Here is a 20311-nt window from a genome sequence, read left to right as displayed (position 1 = left end):
CGGCGCCCAGGTCGAGCTTCTTCGCGGTGGTTCCACCCGCGTGAATCTGCAGAGAACGCTCGATACAGCCCGTACCGTAACGTCCGCCGCCTGGCTGGTCAAGACCGAACGTTCTATACGCCGACCGCGCCCGGTCAGGAGGCGCTCCAGCCCCCATCGAGCACCAGTTCGGCGCCGGTGATGGACGTCGCCTCGGGCGAGCACAGGTACGCCACCGCGCCGGCGACCTCGTCCGGCTCGATGAGGCGTTTCACCGCCGACCTCGCCAGCAGCACCTCCGACAGCACTTCGCCGGTACTCAGCTGGTGCACCGCCGCCTGGTCGGCCAGCTGGTTCTCGACCAGCGGCGTGCGCACGTACCCGGGACACACGCAGTTGCTGGTCACGCCACTGGCGGCGCCCTCCAGTGCGATGACCTTCGACAAGCCCAGCAGACCGTGCTTCGCGCTGACGTAGGCGGACTTGTAAGCACTGGCCCGCAAGCCGTGGACGCTGGCGATGTGGACGATCCGGCCCCAGCCGCGCTCGTACATGCCCGGGAGAACGGCCCGGCTCAGCAGGAACGGCGCTTCCAGCATCAGCCGCAGCATGAACGCGAACCGGCCGGGGTCGAACCGCTCGACGGGCGCGACGTGCTGGACTCCGGCGTTGTTCACCAGGATGTCGGCGTCGAACTCCCGCTCGGCCAGCTCCGCGGTCCGGCTCAGGTCGATCGCCAGGGCCTCGCCACCGATCTGCTCGGCCGTCCGCGCCGCGCCCTCGGCGTCGATGTCACAGACCACGACGTGGGCGCCGAGCCCGGCGAGCCGGGCCGCCACCGCGGCGCCGATCCCGCTCGCCGCGCCGGTGACCACGGCGCGGCGACCGGAAAGTCCGGGCGCGGTCATGACTTCGGGGACGCGAAGGGGTTCGCGTCGGCGTGGTGGTGTCCCCACTCGTCCGAGCGCCCGAAGTCGTGCGGGACCCAGTCGTCGCCGACCTCGATGCCGCCGCAGCCGATTTCCAGGTGGAACCCGCTGGGATTGCGGACGTAGAAGGAGATCGCCTTGTCGTTCATGTGCCTGCCGAGGCTGATCGAGATCGGCACGTCGTGGGCCTTGGCCCGGTCGTAGGCCCGCCCCACGTCGTCGAGCGAACCGTGTTCGAACTCCAGGTGGTGAATAGCCGCGGTTTCGGCGTTCGCGAGAGCGATGCTGTGGTGGCTGCGGTTGCAGCGGAAGAAGTACAGGCCGGGGGCACGGTAGTCGGTCAGCTGGAATTCGAGCACCGACTCGTAGAGCTCGCGAAGTTCCCCGAGCTTGGGACTGGCCAGCACGAAGTGCCCGAGGCCGGTGACGCCGGGCCCGCCGGCCGGGCGGTCGGGGCCGAGGCGCACCTTGGCTTCCCCGACCGCCAGCTCCACGCGGTAGCCGACCGGGTCGGTGAACCAGCGCAGCTGCGTGGCGCCACGCAGCTCCTTCTCCTCCGCCGAGCCGTCCGTCACGGCGAACCCGGCGTCCGTCAGCTTCTGGGTAAGCCTGTCCAACTCCCAGGGGGAATCGACGATCCACCCCAGCTCGCGCGGCCGGTCCTCGGTGGACGGGTACAGCGCGAGGCGGTACTTGAACTCGTCGAGCTCGGCGAGGGCGATCTCGTCCGTGCCGGACTTGGCGTGGGTGACCCCGACGCCCAGCGTGCGCCCGAGCAGGTCGGTCCACGCGTCGACGTCGGTGACGTCGAGACCGACGTAGCCCAGCTTCCTGATGCCCACGGCGGTCATCCCTCCAACGCGGCGGCCGCGCCGCCCTGCAGAAATTCACGGACGATGTGGTTGAACTCGGGCGCACGCTCGTACTGGACCCAGTGCCGGCAGTGCGGCAGCACCCGCAGCTCCGCGTTCGGGATCCCGGCGAGGATCCTGGGCGCCCAGGCCAGGGGCACGGTCTGGTCTTCGCGGCCCCACAGGAGCAGGGTGGGGGCGGCGATCCGGCCCAGGTCGGGCGTCAGGTCGCCGAAGTTCGGGGGGATCGGCAGCTCGGGATGGGCCCGCAGGCTCGACTCGTAGCGCTCGTCGATGAGCGCCTCGGTCGCCAGCGACTCGTCGTAGACCATCAGCCGGACGAACTCGGCCATGGCCTCGCGGGAGGGCCTTTCCGCGGCCATGTAACCGAAAAGGCGTTCGAGCCCGGCGGGCCAGGGCGGCGCGTCCGACGGGAGGACCCCACCCGGCGCCATGAGCACGACGCGGTCCACGCGCTCCGGGTAGCGCATCGCGATCCGCATGGCCACCGCGCCCCCGTAGGAGTTGCCGACCAGGTGGGCCCGCTCGATCCCGAGCGCCGTCATGGCGCGGCACACCCGGTCGGCGGCGTGGAAGATCAGCGGCTCGTCCGTTTCCGGCCGCGGGGACTCCCCCCAGCCGGGCAGATCCACCACGATGTTCCGGTAGTCCTCGAAGGCGGGCAGGTTCCCGCCGAAGTTGCTCATCCCCGTGGCGCCCGGCCCCGAGCCGTGCAGCCACACGACCGGGCTGCCCGAACCGGCCTCCGTGTAGGCCAGCCGCGCGTCTCCGACATCCAAGGTGCTCGTCACTGTGCCATCCTCATCCGTCTGTATGTAGCGCTCACTATACAACGGGCGGAAGTGTTGGCAAGGCCGCTCGGACCTGGGTCAGCGCTTGCGCTTCGCCGCCGCCCGCTGCTCCGCCAGTCCGCGGACCAGGGAGACGAAGGAGGCGACCTGCGAGCTGTAGCTCGCGCCGTCGAAGCTGTTGGCCACCGACAGCCCGTCCGTCAGCGCGCGCCCGAGGACGGCCAGCTGCTGAACGAGGGCTTCGTTGTTCTTGCCACCGTGCGGGGCGAAGATCGGGGTGAGCGCGTCCACCCAGGACGCGTGGGCGTAGTCGCGGATGCGGCGCACCGTCGCCTGGATCGCGTCGGCATCCTTCTGCGGACCGACGCTGATGGCCACCAGGAGCCGGAGGTAGTCCGGCCTGCGGTCGAGGGACGCGCAGGCCGCCGAGAACCACGCTTCGAACCGGTCGAGCGGCGCCCTGCCGTCGAACGAGGACGGGTTCGGGAACAACGCGTGCAGCTCTTCGAAAGTGCGCTCGAGGAGCGCCGCGAGGACACCCAGCTTGTTGCCGAAGTGGTAGTAGATCGAGCTCGCCGGAAGCCCGGACTGCGCGCACAGGTCCGAGATGGCCATGCCGTCGTAACCCTTTTCGCTGACGAGGGCGTGAGCCGCGTTCAAGATCGCCTCTCGGCTGCTCACCCCGGCAGCAGCCGGCGCGGAGCCGGAATCCCTCACCATGGGGCCATGATAGGTCCGCCCCGGTGCCGCTCCCCCACCGGGCGCGCGGGGGCCACGAGATCGCGGGCGGCGGAAACGGCCCGGGTCCGGCCGGACCGACGTGCGCGTCAGCCCGGCCGGCGGGGGTCAGGCGACGGTCGCGTCGACGGTCACCGGGATGTTGCCGCGGGTCGCGTTGGAGTACGGGCAGATCGCGTGGGCGGCTTCGACGAGCTGGTCGGCCGCCGCCTGGTCCACACCGGACAGTTCGACGTGCAGCGCGGCACTGAGGCTGAACCCGCCTTCCGGCGTCGGGTGCACCTGCACCTCGGCCACGACGGCGGACTCGGTGATCTTGGTCTTCCGCTGCGCCGCGACGGCCTTGAGCGCGGAGTGGAAGCACGAGGCCCAGCCCGCCGCGAACAGCTGCTCCGGGTTGGTCGCGCCGCCGGGGCCACCCATCTCCTTGGGGATCGCCAGGGTGATGTCGAGCAGGCCGTCATCGGACCGCGCCTGGCCGCCCGCCCTGCCGTCGCCGGTGGAGGTGGCGATGCCGAGGTACAGAGGTTTGCCGCTCATGGGGAGTCCCTTCTCGATCACGCGTCAGGCGCGATACCGAACGTTCTATCTCGAACCATCATGCATCCTGCCGGGGCCGACGTCAATACCGAACGTTCTCCCCCGCTACGGAGCAACCGTGGGTAGAGTGATCGCTACATCCAGAACTTCGGCACCCGCGCCCAGCGCGGGGCAAGGACGGAAATGCGAGGCAAGAAGTTGAGTACCAGCAGGAAGATGGCCCGTGGCGTCGCCGTCACCGCCCTGACGGTGGCCGGCACGATGTCGGTCACCGTTCCCGCGGCGGTGGCCGCGCAGGCCCCGGTGAAGTCCGAATCCGCACCGGTGGCGAACGAGGCGTTCGGCAGGCTCGGTCCGCTGACGGATCTCGTCGTCGAACGCCTGCGCGTGAGCGACGACGTGGCGGCGTCGAAGTTCGGCACCGGCTCGCCGATCGACGACCCCGCCCGGGAGCAGCAGGTCCTGGACCAGGTGCGCGGCCAGGCCACGGCGCTCGGGCTGGACCCGGAGGTGGCGGCCGCGTTCTTCCGCGACCAGATCACCGCGAGCAAGGTGGTGCAGCGGGGGTTGTTCGACCGCTGGACGGCCCACCCGGACGAGGCGCCCACCACGCGCCCGGACCTCGGGCAGATCCGCACCCGGCTCGACCAGCTGACCACGGCGCTGCTGGGCCAACTGCAGGCCACTGTGGACGTTCGTGCCGATTCCCGGTCGTGCACCGTCCAGCTCACCCTGGCCGCCGGTTCGGCGGTGGTCCTGGACCGGCTGGACGCCCTGCACCGCCGAGCGCTCGGCACCGCGGTGCACTCGGTGTGCACCGGCTAGGCGTCAGTCCTTCCTGGGTGGCTGCCGCAGCGTCCGCGACAATCCCAGCGCGGCCGTTCGCACCGCCGGGGCGAGGTGGGCCGGCCGGAACTGTTCACGCGGGACCGCCACGGACAGGGCCGCGACGGCGACCGCGCCGGAGAACACGGGGGCGGCGATGCAGCTGACACCGGGCGCGGCTTCCTGTTCCTCGTACGCGAGTCCGGACACCTGAGTCTGTTCCAGGGCCGTGCGCAGCCGGACCGGATCGGTGATCGAGAAGGGCGTCAGCCGGGGCAGCGGTCCGGCGAGGATCTCGTCCGCGAGCCCGGGGCCGGAGAACGCGAGCAGCGCCTTGCCGATCGCGGTGCACGTGAGCGGCAGCCTGCCGCCGATCCGGGACGGCAGCGGGACGGCGTCGTGGCCGTGGATGCGTTCCAGGTACACCACGTCGCGGTCGTCGCGGATTCCGAAGTGGACGGTCTGGCGGGTGCCCTCGAAGAGGTCCTGCAGGAACGGCAGCGCGATCTCGCGCAGGTCTTGGCGGCGCGGCACCAGCGAGCCCAGCTCGAACAGCGTGCCGCCCAGCCGGTACCACTCCCCCTCGCGCTCCAGCAGGCCGAGGCGGACGAGGTCGCCGACCAGGCGGAACGTCGTCGTCTTGCTCAGCCCGGCCCTCGCCGCGAGTTCCGTGAGACGGAACTTGCCGCCGTCCGGACGGTAGACGTTCAAGAGCGTCACCGATTTGTCCAGCATGTTCCCGTCCGCGTTGTTCCGTGTCACGGAACAAACTTTGGCACAGCGGGGTCTTCCCGGCCACTATCCGACCCATCGTCAACCCCCTCCGGAGGTAGTTCCCCATGAGCGCCGACGTCCACAAGGCTGCGGAGTTGCTGGCCACCGCGGCCCGCACCGGCACCCCCTGCCCGCCGGTCCGCGACCTCTTCGCCGACGGCGACCTCGACGCCGCCTACGACGTCCAGCGCCTGCACACCGAGCGTGTACTCGCGGCCGGGCACCGCCTGGTCGGACGCAAGATCGGCCTCACGTCACCGGCCGTGCAACGTCAGCTGGGCGTCGACCAGCCCGACTACGGGGCACTGTTCTCCGACATGGCCCTCGACCACGACGGGACCGTTGCGGCCGGACGGCTGCTGCAGCCGAAGGTGGAGGCCGAGATCGCGTTGATCCTCGGCGCCGACCTCCCCGGTCCCGGCTGCTCGGTCGCCGACGTCCGCGCGGCGACGGCGTTCCTCGCACCGGCCCTGGAGATCGTGGACAGCCGCGTCGCCGGCTGGGACATCACCATCGTCGACACGATCGCCGACAACGCCTCCTCCGGCCTGTTCGTCCTCGGCGACACCCGCGAGGCGCTCGACGCCGTGGAACCGGCCGACGTCGAGATGCGGCTCCACCGCGGCACCGAACTCGTTTCGCAGGGCACCGGCCGGGACTGCCTCGGCGACCCGCTCAACGCCGCCGCCTGGCTCGCCACCACCCTCGCCCGCCGCGGGGATCCCCTGCGCGCCGGCGACATCGTCCTCACCGGGGCGCTCGGCCCGATGGTCCCCGCCGCGCCCGGCGACGTGTTCACCGCCCGGATCTCCGGGCTCGGCGACGTCACGATCAGCTTCGAAGGGGAAGCCGCATGAGCACAAAAGTCGCGATCATCGGTTCGGGCAACATCGGCACCGACCTGATGATCAAGGTCCTGCGCCTGTCCGAACACCTCGACATCGCGGCCATGGCCGGGATCGACCCCGGCTCCGACGGGCTCGCCCGGGCCCGCCGCCTCAAGGTCGCCACCACGCACGAAGGCGTCGAGGGCCTCGTGCGGCTCGACGAGTTCGCCGGCGTCCAGTTCGTCTTCGACGCCACCTCCGCGGGCGCGCACCGCCACCACGACGAGGTCCTGCGCGCCCTCGGCCGCACCGTCATCGACCTCACTCCCGCCGCCCTCGGGCCCTACGTCGTCCCGCCGGTCAACCTCGGCGAACACCTCGACGCCCCCAACGTCAACATGGTCACCTGCGGCGGGCAGGCCACGATTCCCATCGTCGCCGCGGTCGGCGCGGTGACGCCGGTGCACTACGGCGAGATCATCGCGTCCATCTCCTCGCGCTCGGCGGGCCCGGGGACGCGCGCCAACATCGACGAGTTCACCGAGACCACCGCGTCCGCGATCGAAAAGGTCGGCGGCGCCGCCCGCGGCAAGGCGATCATCGTCCTCAACCCGGCCGAGCCCCCGCTGATCATGCGCGACACCGTCCACTGTCTGGTGTCCGATGTGGACACCGAAGCCGTCACCGCGTCGGTCGAAGAGATGGTCGGGCGGGTGCAGGCCTACGTGCCCGGCTACCGGCTCAAGCAGAAGGTCCAGTTCGAGACGGTGGCCGCCGACGACCCCCTGCACCGGCTGGCCCCCGCGGGCGAGGTGGTCAAGGTGTCGGTGTTCCTCGAAGTCGAAGGGGCCGCGCACTACCTGCCCGCCTACGCAGGCAACCTCGACATCATGACCTCGGCGGCCCTGCGGACCGCCGAACGCATCGCCGCCCACCAGGAGGCACTCCGATGACCGGGCTGTACATCCAGGACGTCACCCTGCGTGACGGCATGCACGCCATCCGCCACCGCTACACCGTCGAGCAGGCGCGGTCGATCGCCGCCGCGCTCGACGCGGCCGGCGTCGCCGCCATCGAAATCGCCCACGGCGACGGCCTGTCCGGCTCCAGCATCAACTACGGCGTCGGCGCGCACACCGACTGGGAATGGATCGAAGCCGTCTGCGACGTCACCCGCAACGCCATCCCCACCACCCTGCTCCTGCCCGGCATCGGCACCCTGCACGACCTGCGCCAGGCCCACCGCCTCGGCATCCGCTCGGTCCGCGTCGCCACGCACTGCACCGAGGCCGACATCTCCGCGCAGCACATCGGCGCCGCCCGCGAACTGGGGATGGACGTCGCCGGGTTCCTCATGATGTCCCATATGGCGGAGCCCCAGGAGCTCGCGAAGCAGGCCAAGCTCATGGAGTCCTACGGCGCCGGGTGCGTCTACGTCACCGACTCCGGCGGCCGCCTCACCATGGACGGCGTCCGCGACCGGGTCCGCGCCTACCGGGACGTCCTCGACGCGGAGACGCAGATCGGCATCCACGCCCACCACAACCTCGCCCTCGGCGTCGCCAACAGCGTGGTCGCGGTCGAGAACGGCGCGGTCCGGGTGGACGCCTCCCTCGCCGGGCAGGGCGCCGGAGCGGGCAACTGCCCCCTCGAAGCGTTCATCGCGGTGGCCGACCTGATGGGCTGGGACCACGGCTGCGACCTGTTCCCGCTCATGGACGCCGCGGACGACCTGGTGCGCCCGTTGCAGGACCGCGAAGTCCGCGTCGACCGCGAAACCCTGAGCCTCGGCTACGCCGGCGTGTACTCCAGCTTCCTCCGCCACGCCGAAGCCGCCGCGGCGCGCTATCACCTCGACACCCGAGCGATCCTCGTCGAAGCGGGGCGCCGCGGCATGGTCGGCGGCCAGGAGGACATGATCACCGACATCGCCCTCGACCTCGCCGCGTCTTCGACTCCCCCGGCCTGAGATCGGACACCTGGGCGAACCCGCTGAATGCGTCAAGCCCGCAGGCAGAAGGGATGGCCGGCCGGGTCGCGAAGCACCCGGAAGCGTTCCGGGTCGGGTTGGTGCGTTTCCTTGGTGGCACCGAGCCGGATCGCTTCGCGCTCGGTGGTGTCGAGGTCTTCCACGGCGAGGTCGAGGTGCAGCTGTTGCGGCCGCTCGGCCGACGGCCAGGTCGGTGGCCGGTGATCCGCCACCCGGACCGCGCCGAGGTAGAGCGGGCCGGCCTTGACCGCGCAGAAGCCCGGGGTCTCCACCGCCACCTCGCTGTCGAGCAGGCCGGCCCAGAAGCGGGCCAGGGTGACGGGGTCGGTGCATTCGAGGTTGATCGCGGCGATGTGCGCAGCGGACACGGGTACTCCAGGTGATGTGAGGTGCGGGGGGGGTGACGGGCCCGGTCAGATCACGGGCACGATCGGGGCGTCGAGGAGGCTCCGATCGCCATCGATGCCGTGGGCCAAGGCGGCCGCCACGTCTTCGTGGGGCGTGCCCAGCCGGATCGCGCTGGCCTCGTCCAACAGCCGGTAGTGCTCCTCGTTGAGCTCGACGTCCAGGGCGTCGAGGTAGCCCTCCAGGTGGGCCGGGGTGCGGGGTCCCACGACGGGGATCATCGAAGTCGTGGCCCGCGCGGCTCGCCGGCGGAGCCAGGCCAGCGCGACCTGGACCGGACCTGTCCCGGTCTCCTCGGCGACAGCCAGGACAGCGTCGAGCACGGCGGTGCGTTGCCCGCTCTCGACGGCAGTCGTCGCGGCCCGTGCGCTGAGCCGCCCCTGCCCGCCGCGCCGGTACTTCCCGGTCAGCAGCCCGCCTGCGAGCGGGGAGTACAGGACGACCCCCAGCCCGTGGGCCTGCGCCATCGGCAGGAGTTCCCGGTCCGCGGAGCGCTCGGCCAGGCTGTACTCGGTCTGGATCCCGGCCAGCGGCGCGTGCCCGCTCAGCTCCGACCTGACCGCGGCGCCCGCGACCCGCCAGGCCGGGAAGTTCGACAGTCCGGCGTAACGGATCTTGCCCGCCTGGACCAGGTCCGCCAAGCCGGCCAGGATCTCCGGCATCGGGGTCACCCCGTCCGGGAGGTGCGGCATGAAGACGTCGACGTAGTCGGTCTTCAAGCGCCGCAGGCTCTCCTCCAGGGAGCGGATCATGGTCTTGCGGCTGTTGCCGGTGGTCCCCGGCCGGATCCGGGCCTGCCGGCTCCCGGTGTACTTGGTGATCACCACGAACTCGTCGCGCTCGCGGCCGAGCAGGTCGCCCAGGACGGTCTCGGCCTCGCCGTTGTGGTAGACGTTCGAGACGTCGAACGTGGTGCCACCGGCGGCGACGAAGGCCTCGAAGATCGCCTTGGCGCCGGCCAGGCCGGCAGCGGCCGGCGCCGACCCGAAGTTGGCGGTGCCCAGCACGTACTCCGAAACCCGCAGCCCGCTCTGTCTTCCGAAGGTCTGGTAGCGCACGAAGTCTCCTGGGGCTTGGGCTGTGGGGTACGGTTATGACACTATCATCAAAAATGAGCGGTCATTCTTTATGCCACGAGTCAGCCAAGCCCATCTCGACGCCCGCCGTCAGCAGATCCTCGACGCGGCCCGCGCCCGCTTCGCCACCCACGGTTTCGCGCGGACGTCCATGACCGATCTCGTCGAGGCCTCCGGCCTCTCCGTGGGATCGATCTACCGGTACTTCGAGAGCAAGGACCAGATCGTCGCGGCCATCTGCGAGCAGGCGACCCACGCGCTGCCCGCCGAGCTGACGGCCGAGTCCGCGCACGACTTCCTCCAGCACATCCGCACCCTGGCGCGCGAGGAGGACCACGCCCGGCTGGTCGCCCAGATCTACGCCGAGGCCGCCGTCTCCCCCGCCCTCGCAGCCCTCGTCCAGCGCCAGCTCGAGGACCTGCGCCAGGCGGTCGCCGCACTCCTGCCCCACCACGCACCCGCCGCCGCGGAACGGGCCGCCGAAGCATTCGTGGCCCTCTGCCACGGCTACACCCAGCAACTCGCCGTCCGCGGCGATCTCGACCCGGCCCCCTACACCGCGGCACTGATGGCGATCATCGAGTCGTGAGGGCCGTTCACCGGCGACTATCAGACCGAACGTTCTCCCTGTATACTGGAGGCCGACCAGAAAGCAGGTGACCAGGTGTCCGAAGCACGTGCCCGGCTACTGGGCACAGCCAGCCGGCTCTTCTACGCCGAGGGGCTCCATTCGGTCGGCATCGACCGGATCGTCGCCGAGGCGAGCGTGACGCGTGCCACGCTCTACCGGCACTTCCCCAGCAAGGACGACCTGGTCGTCGCCTACCTGACCGGGGCGGACGCACAGATCCGGGCCCAGGTCGAGGCCGCTCGCCGCGCCGGGCACTCCCCGGCCGACACGGTCCGGGCCGTCGCCGAGACGATCACCGACGGTATCCGCTCCGACGGGTTCCGCGGGTGCGCGTTCCTCAACGCGGCCGCCGAGTACCCCGCCCCCGACCACCCGGTCCACCAAGCCGTCCTGAACCACCGGCAGTGGTTCCTCGACACGATCACCGAGCTGATGGCCGAGACCGGCGAGACCGAACCCGAGCCCCACGCCCGGCACTTCGTCATGCTCCGCGACGGCGCGATGGCCGCGGGCTGCCTCTCCGACCCGGCGCCGATCTGCGAAACCTTCCTGCTCGGCGTCGAAGGGATCCTCAAGTACCGCGACGCCTCCGTCGTGGACCAGGCCGCCGTCAAGACCCGCCGGCGCTGACCTGGCACCGGGGCGCGCCACCTACGTCACCGCGGCGGCGGGGTGGAGCGTCCCCATCCCTTGGCCGACGTGTGCCGGTCCAGCAGCGGCCACACGCGGTAAGGGACGACCGTGTTGACGATCAGGGTCGTGTCGGTGTGCCTGACTCCGGCGATGTTCACGAGCTCGGTGGCGATCCGCTGGATGTCGCTGACCGAACTGGCGACCACGAGGTCCTCCCGGCAGGCCGATCGCGGAAAGGTCCAGCTCGGGCCGGAACAAACCGGGCCACCCTGGGAGGTCTCAGTGGGTGTCGACCGAGACGTCGCGCTGTTCCTGGTCATGCCAGTGGGCCAGCAACCGCAACGAGGTGTCCGACGCCGAACCCGGTTCCGTGGTGTAGACGAACAAGGTCTGATCCCGGTCACCCGCCGGATGCAGGGCCTGATACTCCACGGTGAGCTCACCAACCAGCGGGTGGCGGTAGGCCTTCGTCCCAGTGGCGCGCCGATGCACCTTATGATCCGGCCACCACCTGCGGAACTCCTCCGAATGGATGGACAACTCCCCAACCAGAGCCGACAACTGCGGATCGTGCGGGTAGCGCCCGGCGTCCAGCCGCAGCATCGCCACCGTGTCCGACGCCACCCTCGCCCAATCGGCATACAACTCCCGCGCGTGCGGATCGAGGAACACAAACCGGGCCTGGTTACGCCGCGACGCGGGCAACGCACGGAACTCGGTGATCAACGCCCCGGCCAACCGGTTGTGCGCCAGCACGTCCAACCGCCGGCCCAGCACGAAAGCCGGGCAGTGCACCTCGTCGAGCGTCTCGATCAACCGCAGGGTCGCCGGATCCACCCGCTGCGGGCGTGCGCGGCGCTGGCGCCGGGCGGGTTCGGGACGGGCCAGGTCGAACAGGTGCTGCCGCTCGGCCTCGTCCAGCCGCAACGCCACCGCCAGCGCATCCAGCACCTCGGCCGACGCGCTACGACTACGACCCTGCTCCAGCCGCGTGTAATAGTCCACACTGACCCCCGCCAGCCGCGCCAGCTCCTCCCGCCGCAAACCCGGCACCCGACGGCGTGCGGACTCCTGCCCCAAACCCACCTGCTCCGGGCTCACCCGCGCTCGGCAGGTGCTCAGAAACTCCGCAAGCCCCGAACCATCCCTCACGCTCATACCGAACCAGTCTGCCCACCCACACCCCAGGCGGCCGCTCCGAAAGTGGCCCAACTTGTCCCCCGCTGCGCGGTCAGGACGCGGGGCGGCTAGGGCGACGGCCGGCCACGAACACCGGGCCGCCCGGCACCGTGGGAATCCGGCGCAGGTCCTGGAACCCGAGGTCGCCCAGCGTCTCGGTCATCCGCTCCGCGGTCAGGGCACTGCCGCCGTTGCGCGCCGCCGTCCAGTTCGCCACCGCCGCGAGCAACGGCTCCCGCGGTGCCGGGTTGGTACCGGCCACCAGCCATCCCCCCTCGGTGAGAGCGGCCGCCACAAGCGGCAGACACGCCCGCAACACCTCGTCCGAGAGAAACGGCGCGGGCAACCAGACCAGGTCGTAGAAATCCCGCTCCCGCAACTCGACGACGTCCTGGTGCCGCAGCTCGATCCGGTCGGCGGCGGGTCCGGCCCCCTCCAGTTCCCGGCGGGCCAGCCGGATCGCCCGCTCCAGGCTGTCGATCCCGGTCACGTGGGCGTGCGGAAGATCCTGGGCCAGCGCAACGGCCAGCGCCCCGGTCCCGGTGCCGATGTCCAACACACGGCTTCCGGCGACGGCCAGCCGTTCGGCCAGCCCCGGCAGGGAAGGCACGAGACGGGTGGCGAGCGCGTGACCGGTGCCCGCGGAGGCACGCCCCTGATCGAGCAGGACGTCGTCGCTCTGCGCGTCCCACCCCGCCGGGGCCTCGCCACCGGCGGCGGCGACCGCCTGCCGCATCGAGCTGAGCCGAGCGGAGGCGGCGTTGGCAGAGGCGGAACCGACCCGCATCGCGGGAGCGGCGACCAGGTCACTCCCCTCGCGGCGCACCACGCCCGCGGCCTCCAGCACGGCGGTACGCGCCGGATCCGCGGCCAGGGCCGCCTCCAGCGAGCCCGCCGCGGCCTCCCGCAAGGTCGCGACCACTGCCGCGAGCGCCCAGACCTGCCCTTCCAGCACGGCCATCGGATCGTTCTGCTCGACGTCGTCGTTCATGCCACACACCATCTGGTCAATGCGCCGAGACCGGCCCCGGGGCTTCGCTGTCCACCTTAATGATCAAGCTTCGTATAGGTCGTTATACGCTTCGCGGTGGCGCGACGACCCGGAGCTGCAGCATCGCCGCGAAGCGGGCCTCCGGGTCGGCGAGGTCGAGACCACCCACTTCGGCCAGCCGGCGCAAGCGGTAGCGGAAGGTGTTGGGGTGCACGTAGAGCGCCGAGGAGGCCGCGATCACGTCCCCGAAGGCGTCGAGCCACGCACGCAACGTCTCGACGAGCCGGGTACCGTGCTGCTCGTCGTAGGCGAACAGGCGGGCCACCGCGCCGGTCGGCCCGTCACCCCTCGCGGTCACCAGGTCCCGCAGCTCCAGCAGCAGCGCCTCGACGTGCACGTCCGCCAGGCGGGCGACCCGGCGGCCGCCGGCCCGGCCCGAGCGGAGCACCCGCAGCGCGCGGTCCGCGCTCGCCCGCGCTGCGGCGAGTCCCGAGATGTCCTGCGCGACCGGGCCGATTCCCGCCACCACCCGCACCCGCTCCCCCACGCGGTCGAGGAAGTCCGAGGCGATGCGCACCGCGCGCTGTTCGGGGTCCCCGGTGCGCGCGACCGGCACCAGCCCGTACGCCACGTCGCCGACGAGCGCCGCCGCGCACCGCGGGTGCACCGCGATCAGGTGCATCGAGAGCCCGTCGCTGATCCGCTGGCGTTCCGTGGCCAGCCCGGCGTCGTGCTCGTCCTCGTCCAGCACGGCCAGGGCCAGTACGACGACCGGCTGGTCGGCCAGGCCCAACCGGGTGAGCGCCTCCCGCGCGCCGGACCCGCCCTCCAGCGCCGTGCTCACCAGGTCGGCGCGCAGCCGGCGCTCGACGTCCGCACCGGCCCTGATCCGCAGCATGTGCAGCGCCACCAGCGGTGCGGCGTCCCGCAGCGCGGCGTCGCGGTCCGCGCTGAGCGGTTCCCGCACCGCCGCCCAGATCGAGCCCAGCACCTCGTCGCCCGCGCGCACCGCGACCGCGACCCTGGGCAGCGACAGCCCGTCCACCGCCTGCTCGGGGAGTCCGAAGTAGACGGTGCGGTCGCTGCGGTACAGCTCCCGGAACACCCCGCGTTCGGTGAGCATCCTGGCGAAGCGCTCGGGCACCTGGCGGCCGAGGATCGTCTCGACGCGCGACGCGTCGGCCTCGTCCTGCCTGCCCGAGAACGCCAGGACGCGGGAGCGGCGGTCCTCGATGGTCACCGGCGCGTCGATCAGCGCCGCGACGGCGTTGGCCACCGCGAACAGGTCACCCGAGGGCAGGCCCGCCAGCGTCTCCGGGCCGGCCTCGCCGACGTCACCCTCCGCGAGCAGGGACCGCAGCATCGCCGCCAGCTGCGCCCACGACGCGCCGCGGGTGAGCCCGAGCAGCGCCACGCCGGTCTCCTCGACGGCGGCGGAGATCTCGCCGGTCACCGCGACCGGCGCCCGCAGCACGAGCGCCGCCACGTCGTGGCGGCCGAGCACGCGCAGCAACCGCACCACCTCCCCCGGCTCGCTCAGCCCGACCCCCAGCACGAGCGCGTGCTGGGGCAGGACGGGCTCTTCCAGCGGGTCGTGGATCGCCACACCCCCGATGTCCCCGGCGGTGTCGCGGCGGCCCGCGACGAGTTCCAGCAGGGTCTCGCCCAGGTCGTCGAGCACGCGGCCGAGGCTGGCTTGCGGACGCAGGTTCACGGGAACGAGCACCTCCCGAAGCTAGGAGCCGGGCGGCCAGCCTAGTTCGTCGCGAGGCACGGAATCAGCCGTCGTGTTCGTCCGGGCAGACGAACGGAGTCACCAGGACAGCCATTCGACCGACGTGGTGACCTCGTCCAGCACCTCCGGAATCGGGTCGACGCCGATGCCCGGCGCGGCCGGCACCGGGAGGTGCCCGTCGGCCAGCACGAACGGGGCGGTGAGGTCGGTGCGGTAGTAGCGGCCGGAGGCGGAGGTGTCGCCGGGCAGCGTGAAGTTCGGCAGCGCCGCGAGCGCGACGTTCGCCGCCCGGCCCAGTCCCGACTCCAGCATCCCGCCGCACCACACCGGCACGTCGTGGGCCGCGCAGACGTCGGCGATCCGCCGCGCTTCGAGGTACCCGCCGACGCGGCCCGGCTTCACGTTGACGATCCGGCAGGCGCCGAGCGTGATCGCGTCCGCCGCGGACTTCGCCGAGGTGACCGACTCGTCGAGGCAGATCGGCGTGCGCACGGTCCTGGCCAGCTCGGCGTGACCGAGCACGTCCTCCTCCGGCAGCGGCTGCTCGATCAGCAGCAGGTCGAACGGGTCGAGGCGGGCCAGGTGGCGGGCGTCGGCGAGGGTGTAGGCGGTGTTGGCGTCGACCTGCAGGAGCACGTCGTCGCCGAACCGCTCCCGCACCGCCCGCACCGGCTCGACGTCCCAGCCCGGCTCGATCTTGAGCTTGATCCGCACGTACCCGGCGTCGAGGTAGCCGCCGACGGCGTCGAGCAGCTCGCCCACCGAGCCCATGATCCCCACCGAGACCCCGCACGGCACCCGGTCGCGCACCGCGCCGAGCTCCCGCGCGAGCGGGCGGCCGAGGGCCCGCAGCTCCGCGTCCAGCACCGCCATCTCCAGCGCCGCCTTGGCCATCCGGTGGCCCTTGAACGGCGCCAGCGCGGGCCCGACCGCGTACGCGTCGAGGTGCTCGCGCGCCGCGAGCGCCGGCACCAGGAACCGCCGCAGCACGTCGGCCGCGGCGTCGACGTACTCCGGGGAGTAGCGCGGATCGGCCAGTGTCACGCACTCCCCCCAGCCCTCGGCGTCGTCGGTGACCGCCCGCAGCAGGAGGATGTCCCGCGTCGTCTGCGTGCCGAACGACGTCCGGAACGGGGCCACGAGCGGCATCTCGACCCGGCGCAGTTCCAGTCCCGTCAGTTTCATCGCGCATCCTCCCCGGCCACGTCGCGCGTGACCACGTACCACCCGGACCGGTCGAAGCCCGCGATGCGGGCCCCACCGCCGAGCAACGCGCCGAGCGTCTCGCGCACCGCGGCCCGCCATTCCGTCGCGCGGCCGGGATCGGTCGCGCGCAGCTTCTCGATGTCCCGCGGCACGGCCACGAGCAGCACGTTCCCCGCCATCGTGCCCGGCACTGGCATCTCGTCCCCCGCTCGTCCCAGCGCCACGGCCGCTCCCCGCGCGCGCTCGGCCTCGGCCGACCACACGACCGGTGTGCCGGCGCACGCCGTGAGCACCGCCGGCGCGTCCAGCCGCCAGTCCACGAGCAGGCGGTCGGTCTCGTCGCCGCCGTTGATGCCGTCGCGCATCCCGCCGTAGAAGTTGGGCAGGTACTCGGTGACGGCAGCACCCAGCTTCGCGAGGTTGAAGTAGGCGTTGCGGCTCACCAGCGGGTCGAAGGTCCACTCGATGGCCGAGATCCCCCGCCGCAGTGCCCAGGCGCGCTGGTGCAGCTTCAGCGCGAGCCCGACGCGGCGGCCCGCCCTCCCCGGCGCGACTCCGGCGATGTGGCTGTGCAGCACCTCCGCTGCGGGTGTGCCGAAGAAGCCGACGCACGCGCCGATCAGCTCCGTGCCGGCGTAGGCGCCCGCGACGTAGTTGCCCGCCTTGGTCAGCGCGCGCATCAGCTCGGTGGTGACCGGCGGGTTCCGCGGGTCGGGCCGCCAGATCCGGTCGAACAGGTCGTACACCGCTTCGCACCCGCCGAGGTCGGAGATCTCGCGGACGGTCACCCCGGCCGACCCGGCGGCGCGGAGCGCGGCCTCCGCGGCGGGTGGGCCGAGCAGCGCCGCGCCGGTCGTTCTGCCCACGTCAGGACACCTTCGGGGTGGCACGCACGCCGTGGTGCACGTACCGCTCACCGCCCGGCAGCGTGTAGAAGGTCACCGGCACCCACGTCCGGCTCTCCGGGTCCTTGACCACGTACAGGTTCTCGGCCACGGCGACGAGGTCGTGCTCCTCGACGGGGTCGGGGACCAGGTCGGCGAGCATGCCGGTGACCGTCGAGCGCAGCCTGGGCCCGTCGTCGCCGGTGAGCACCTCCATCCGCACGCTCGCCCGTTCGTACGTGCCGAGGTGCGGCGTGATGTCGGTGGGCACGGGCTCGGCCGGTGGTTCGAGCGGGCTCGGCATCTCGACACCGGCCAGCTCGGCGAAGATCTCGCGGTAGAGGTCCTGGTAGAGGTCGCGGCCGTTGCCGCCGTTGGTGAGCAGGGTGACCGCCAGCCCCGCGTCGGGCAGCAGCCGCAGGAACGCGGCCTGGCCGATGGTGTTGCCGTCGTGGCCGATCAGCCGGCGCCCGCCCCAGTCGAGCCGGAACCAGCCCAGCCCCCACGACTCGGCGAGCGTGTGCTTGTCCGGCAGGTCCACCTGATTGGCGGCCATCGCGGCGGCGCTTTCCTCGCTCAGCAGCCGTGTGCCGTCCGCGGCCACGCCGCCGGTCAGGTGCAGCCGCGCGAACGCGAGCACGTCGGCGGTGGTGGCGTTGATGAGCCCGGCGGGGCCGGCGGAGCGCGGCAGGGTCCAGACCGGTGCCCGCACGGGTTCGGTCGTGCCGGTGTGTCCCGTGGCCGCCCGGTGCAGCAGCGCCTCTTCCGGCAGCGTGCCGGTGTGCCGCAGGCCGAGCGGGGTGAACAGGCGCTCGCGCATCGCGGCGTCCCAAGTGGACCCGGTGAGCTTCTCGATCACCCGGCCCACGAGCGAGAAACCGGAGTTGCAATAGGACCACGTGACCCCGAGCGGGTGGTTCTGCGCCACGTCCGCGAGCAGCGCCACGTACTTCTCCAGGCAGTCGTCACCGCGGCCGGTGTCGGTGAACACGTCGCCGTCGATACCGCTGGTGTGGGTCAGCAGGTGCCGCACCGTGACCTGTTTCGTGACGTCCGGATCGGACAGCCGCAGCTCGGGCAGCACGTCGGCGACCGGCGCGTCGAGATCCAGCAGTCCCTCGTCGACGAGCCGCATGACGACCGTAGTGGTCCAGACCTTCGAGATGGAGCCGATCTGGAACACCGAGTCCGTCGTGGCCTGGACGCCGGTGTCCACGTTGAGCACCCCGTGGGCCGCCTCGGCCAGCTCGTCCTCCCGACCGGGACGCAGGCGCAGGATCCCCAGCGCCGCACCGGGCACGTGGTGCCGCTCGGCGAGCACGGCCAGGCGCCGCTGCCAGTGCGCGGCGTCGATACGGGGCCCGCGGTGGTTCGCGTACTGCTCGACCCACTCCACGACGCGCTCGTTGAAGTCGATCCGGTGCGACGGTCTGCCGTCGAGCACGAACTCGTGCGGTGCGCCCGGGTAGAGCACGAGCCGGGCAGGCACGCCGCGCTCGCGCAGCGCGCTGAACCACTGCTGCGCCTGGCCGGCCGGGCAGAGCAGGTCGTCGGCGCCGTGCACGACCAGCGTGGGGGTGCGGACCTGGTCCACGCGGGAGAACGGCGACATCGCGGCGTAGCGCGCAGGGTCCTCCCACGGCAGCGCGCCGAGTTCGAACTCGGAGAGGAAGTGCCCCTCGTCCGACGTGCCCGCCAGGCTGGTGAGATCGGCGACGACCCCGCCGGCGACGGCGGCGGCGAAGCGGTCGTCGCGGCCGGTGAGGAAGCACGTCATGAACCCGCCGTAGCTGTAGCCGGCGACGGCGAGGCGCTCCGGGTCGGCGACGCCTTCCGCGACGAGCGCGTCTAGCGGTTCGAGGAAGTCTTTCGCGTCCGCCGTCCCCCACGCGGAGTCCACGGCGGTGAAGAACTCCTCGCCGTAGCCGTCGCTGCCACGGGAGTTGACAGTCAGCACCACCCAGCCCCTCGCCACCAGCTCCTGCTGGTAGTGGCGCACGTCCTCGGCCCCGCCGTGCCACGCGTTGTGCGGGCCGCCGTGGATGTCCAGCAGCAGCGGCGCGGGCCCGGTGACCGCCGGGTCCCGGAGCAGCCAGCCCTGCACGACCGTGCCTTCGGAGATGCGGAACTCCCGCTCCTCCTTGACGAACAGGTCCACATCGGACAGTTCCGCGCCGTGTCCGGTGAGGACGGTCTCGGTGCCCGTCGAGAGGTCGAGCCGGACGAGCTCCCCATAGGAGGCCGGGGTGAGGAGCACGAACACCGCCGTGCTCCCCGAGACCGACAGGCCCGACACCACGCGTCCCGCGCCGGTGAGGACCGGACGCGGCGCGCCGCCGTCGACCGGCACCGAGTACAGGTGGGTGCAGCCGCGCTCGCGCGCGCAGAACAGCACCTCGGTGCCGCCGGCGATCAGGCGCGGGACGGCGCCCGGGTAGCCGGGGCCGCCCGGCATGACGTTGCGGTCCAGCGATCCGGTGAGGTCGGCGGGTTCCCCGCCGCCGAGCGGGATCCGCAGCAGCCGCGCGTGTCCCCTCGGCTCGCCGGGGTGGCCGACGACCAGCAGCGCCGAGCCGTCGGCGGTCCACGTGACCGGGCCGCCGACGCCGCCGGACAGCGCCACCAGCCGCGGCCGGGCCGCGGGATCGGTGACGTCCAGGACGTGCACGGGCACCCGCGGGCGGACGTCGCGATCAGGCGCGGTCGCGGCGGAGAACGCGAGCCGGGTCCCGTCCGGCGACCACGCCGGGTCGCCGGCGTGCCAGTCGCCGTCGGTGACCTGGCGGCACTCGCGGGTTTCCAGGTCGAGCACGTGCAGGTGCCTGCGGACGCCGCGCAGCCACCCGGTGCCGTCGGCCTGGTAGTCGAGCCGCCCGGCGGCCATCGGCGCGTTCGCCGGGGTGCCTTCGCGATCCACGGGGGCGGCGAAGGCCAGCGCCGAACCGTCCGGGCACCACACCGGCGCGCCAGCCCCCAGCGGCAGCGAGGTGAGCTGTTCGGCCTCCCCGCCGTCGCGCGGCAGCAGCCACACGTTCCCGTCCCGCAGGAACGCCACCCGCGTGCCGTCCGGCGACCACGCCGGGGCGGTGTCGGCGCGACCGCGCGTCAGCGGCCGCGCGTCAGCGCCGTCGAGGCCGGCCCGCCAGAGCGTGTACACGTTCTCGTCGGCGTCGCGGTCGCAGGTGCGCAGCACGTAGAGCACCTCGGTGCCGTCCGGGGACAGGGCCGGCTGTTCCGGCACCGCCAGAGCGGCGAGGTCTTCGATGCGCAGACGTCGGGTCACCGGTTTCTCCTTGTGGGATCGGG

At 72.1% G+C, this 20311-nt stretch carries 21 protein-coding genes; 6 read left to right on the top strand and 15 right to left on the bottom strand.

The window, feature by feature from the left end; translation table 11 throughout:
* Nucleotides 1-134: 134 nt before the first annotated feature.
* From FHX82_RS34350 to FHX82_RS34330, 5 genes are all read right to left on the bottom strand, one after another.
* Nucleotides 135-887 carry a 3-hydroxybutyrate dehydrogenase gene (locus FHX82_RS34350; protein WP_145935392.1) on the bottom strand — a complete coding sequence of 251 codons (753 nt, stop codon included), beginning with the start codon at nucleotides 885-887 and terminating at the stop codon, nucleotides 135-137.
* Nucleotides 884-1759 carry a VOC family protein gene (locus FHX82_RS34345; RefSeq protein ID WP_221216911.1) on the bottom strand — a complete coding sequence of 292 codons (876 nt, stop codon included), beginning with the start codon at nucleotides 1757-1759 and terminating at the stop codon, nucleotides 884-886. The genes FHX82_RS34350 and FHX82_RS34345 overlap by 4 nt, the downstream gene beginning before the upstream one ends.
* Nucleotides 1756-2571 carry an alpha/beta fold hydrolase gene (locus FHX82_RS34340; RefSeq protein ID WP_145935394.1) on the bottom strand — a complete coding sequence of 272 codons (816 nt, stop codon included), beginning with the start codon at nucleotides 2569-2571 and terminating at the stop codon, nucleotides 1756-1758. The genes FHX82_RS34345 and FHX82_RS34340 overlap by 4 nt, the downstream gene beginning before the upstream one ends.
* 78 nt (nucleotides 2572-2649) lie before the next feature.
* A complete protein-coding gene (locus FHX82_RS34335) occupies nucleotides 2650-3291 on the bottom strand; it encodes a TetR/AcrR family transcriptional regulator (RefSeq protein ID WP_145935395.1) in 642 nt (213 codons plus the stop codon).
* 126 nt (nucleotides 3292-3417) lie between these two features.
* Nucleotides 3418-3849 (bottom strand): organic hydroperoxide resistance protein, encoded by a 432-nt coding sequence (locus tag FHX82_RS34330; RefSeq protein WP_145935396.1) that lies wholly within the window; start codon nucleotides 3847-3849, stop codon nucleotides 3418-3420.
* Between the two features lie 183 nt (nucleotides 3850-4032).
* On the opposite strand from FHX82_RS34330, the gene FHX82_RS34325 reads away from it, so the two are divergent.
* Nucleotides 4033-4674, top strand: a complete 642-nt coding sequence (locus FHX82_RS34325; RefSeq protein ID WP_229880701.1) for a chorismate mutase — start codon at nucleotides 4033-4035, stop codon at nucleotides 4672-4674.
* A gap of 3 nt (nucleotides 4675-4677) precedes the next feature.
* On the opposite strand, the gene FHX82_RS34320 is transcribed toward FHX82_RS34325, so the two are convergent.
* Nucleotides 4678-5436 (bottom strand): IclR family transcriptional regulator, encoded by a 759-nt coding sequence (locus FHX82_RS34320; RefSeq protein WP_221216909.1) that lies wholly within the window; start codon nucleotides 5434-5436, stop codon nucleotides 4678-4680.
* Between the two features lie 77 nt (nucleotides 5437-5513).
* Here FHX82_RS34320 and FHX82_RS34315 point away from each other — a divergent pair, with 77 nt between their 5' ends.
* From FHX82_RS34315 to dmpG, 3 genes are read left to right on the top strand one after another with little or no spacing between them, the layout of a single operon-like run.
* On the top strand, nucleotides 5514-6305 hold the full coding sequence (locus FHX82_RS34315) for a 2-keto-4-pentenoate hydratase (protein WP_145935397.1): 792 nt from the start codon (nucleotides 5514-5516) through the stop codon (nucleotides 6303-6305).
* Nucleotides 6302-7228 carry an acetaldehyde dehydrogenase (acetylating) gene (locus FHX82_RS34310; protein ID WP_145935398.1) on the top strand — a complete coding sequence of 309 codons (927 nt, stop codon included), beginning with the start codon at nucleotides 6302-6304 and terminating at the stop codon, nucleotides 7226-7228. The genes FHX82_RS34315 and FHX82_RS34310 overlap by 4 nt, the downstream gene beginning before the upstream one ends.
* On the top strand, nucleotides 7225-8244 hold the full coding sequence (gene dmpG / locus FHX82_RS34305; RefSeq protein WP_145935399.1) for a 4-hydroxy-2-oxovalerate aldolase: 1020 nt from the start codon (nucleotides 7225-7227) through the stop codon (nucleotides 8242-8244). Before FHX82_RS34310 ends, dmpG begins: the two co-directional genes overlap by 4 nt.
* 32 nt (nucleotides 8245-8276) lie before the next feature.
* Here the strand turns inward: dmpG and FHX82_RS34300 are convergent, their stop codons facing one another.
* Both FHX82_RS34300 and FHX82_RS34295 read right to left on the bottom strand, forming a co-directional pair.
* Nucleotides 8277-8633, bottom strand: coding sequence for a VOC family protein (locus FHX82_RS34300; protein WP_145935400.1), 357 nt, complete (start codon nucleotides 8631-8633; stop codon nucleotides 8277-8279).
* A 45-nt stretch (nucleotides 8634-8678) separates the two neighbouring features.
* Nucleotides 8679-9728, bottom strand: coding sequence for an aldo/keto reductase (locus FHX82_RS34295; protein WP_145935401.1), 1050 nt, complete (start codon nucleotides 9726-9728; stop codon nucleotides 8679-8681).
* A 70-nt stretch (nucleotides 9729-9798) separates the two neighbouring features.
* Here FHX82_RS34295 and FHX82_RS34290 point away from each other — a divergent pair, with 70 nt between their 5' ends.
* Nucleotides 9799-10335 carry a TetR/AcrR family transcriptional regulator gene (locus FHX82_RS34290; RefSeq protein WP_145935402.1) on the top strand — a complete coding sequence of 179 codons (537 nt, stop codon included), beginning with the start codon at nucleotides 9799-9801 and terminating at the stop codon, nucleotides 10333-10335.
* Between the two features lie 75 nt (nucleotides 10336-10410).
* The gene (locus tag FHX82_RS34285) at nucleotides 10411-11007 is read left to right on the top strand and encodes a TetR/AcrR family transcriptional regulator (RefSeq protein WP_145935403.1); all 597 of its coding nucleotides are present in this window, start codon (nucleotides 10411-10413) and stop codon (nucleotides 11005-11007) included.
* 26 nt (nucleotides 11008-11033) lie between these two features.
* Here FHX82_RS34285 and FHX82_RS34280 read toward each other — a convergent pair whose 3' ends face one another.
* The 7 genes from FHX82_RS34280 to FHX82_RS34250 all read right to left on the bottom strand — a co-directional run bounded on the left by FHX82_RS34280 (nucleotide 11034) and on the right by FHX82_RS34250 (nucleotide 20288).
* Nucleotides 11034-11216: a hypothetical protein gene (locus tag FHX82_RS34280; RefSeq protein ID WP_145935404.1), complete on the bottom strand. Its 183-nt coding sequence runs from the start codon at nucleotides 11214-11216 to the stop codon at nucleotides 11034-11036.
* Between the two features lie 73 nt (nucleotides 11217-11289).
* A complete protein-coding gene (locus tag FHX82_RS34275) occupies nucleotides 11290-12168 on the bottom strand; it encodes a helix-turn-helix transcriptional regulator (protein WP_145935405.1) in 879 nt (292 codons plus the stop codon).
* A gap of 73 nt (nucleotides 12169-12241) precedes the next feature.
* Complete coding sequence (locus FHX82_RS34270; RefSeq protein ID WP_221216908.1) at nucleotides 12242-13180, bottom strand: SAM-dependent methyltransferase; 939 nt, start codon at nucleotides 13178-13180, stop codon at nucleotides 12242-12244.
* Nucleotides 13181-13262: 82 nt separating this feature from the next.
* Entirely contained in the window at nucleotides 13263-14906 is a 1644-nt protein-coding gene (locus tag FHX82_RS34265; protein WP_183177006.1) for a PucR family transcriptional regulator, read from the bottom strand.
* Between the two features lie 87 nt (nucleotides 14907-14993).
* Nucleotides 14994-16100, bottom strand: a complete 1107-nt coding sequence (menC, locus tag FHX82_RS34260; RefSeq protein ID WP_145935407.1) for an o-succinylbenzoate synthase — start codon at nucleotides 16098-16100, stop codon at nucleotides 14994-14996.
* Nucleotides 16097-16987 (bottom strand): GNAT family N-acetyltransferase, encoded by an 891-nt coding sequence (locus FHX82_RS34255; RefSeq protein WP_229880699.1) that lies wholly within the window; start codon nucleotides 16985-16987, stop codon nucleotides 16097-16099. The genes menC and FHX82_RS34255 overlap by 4 nt, the downstream gene beginning before the upstream one ends.
* A 1-nt stretch (nucleotide 16988) precedes the next feature.
* On the bottom strand, nucleotides 16989-20288 hold the full coding sequence (locus FHX82_RS34250; RefSeq protein WP_145935408.1) for a serine hydrolase: 3300 nt from the start codon (nucleotides 20286-20288) through the stop codon (nucleotides 16989-16991).
* Nucleotides 20289-20311: the final 23 nt, after the last annotated feature.

It is taken from the genome of Amycolatopsis bartoniae (genome assembly GCF_014191255.1).
In the GTDB taxonomy this organism is placed as follows: Bacteria; Actinomycetota; Actinomycetes; order Mycobacteriales; family Pseudonocardiaceae; genus Amycolatopsis_E; species Amycolatopsis_E bartoniae.
Note: the sequence above shows the minus strand (reverse complement) of the source record. Positions and strands in the feature narration are given on the sequence as shown.